General features: G+C 49.9%; 1 protein-coding gene. It reads right to left on the reverse strand.

Annotation, left to right across the window (positions count from 1 at the left end; all coding sequences use genetic code 11):
- Positions 1-359: phosphopantetheine-binding protein (locus tag ACTJKB_RS30990; protein ID WP_440838052.1), on the reverse strand; the 359-nt coding region annotated here is incomplete at both ends.

Here is a 359-nt window from a genome sequence, read left to right on the forward strand (position 1 = left end):
TCATGATGCGCCGTAAGGGCATCTAGCACTTCCCGAAGCTGTTTCTCCTCTTCCAGATCAATCTCCATCAGCATGTCCTGATTGAAGTGATGCGGCTTAGAAAGCTTCCAAGAGGCAAACTCCCTGACGATCGGTGTCAGCGGTACGGTGCCATTTACTTCATCTTGTTCGTACTGTTCCTCTATAGCAGATTTTTGTGCCGCATAGCTAATCGCCTCAACGGTATACTTTTGCATGATATCTTTGATAGCGATTTGATATCCGGCGCTTCTTAGCTTCGACACGATCCGTATCGCCTTGATCGAGTCCCCGCCCAGTTCAAAGAAGCTGTCCTGCGTACCGACTCGCTCTACGCCCAG

Source organism: Paenibacillus sp. 22594, assembly GCF_052044425.1.
Lineage (GTDB): Bacteria > Bacillota > Bacilli > Paenibacillales > Paenibacillaceae > Paenibacillus_AQ.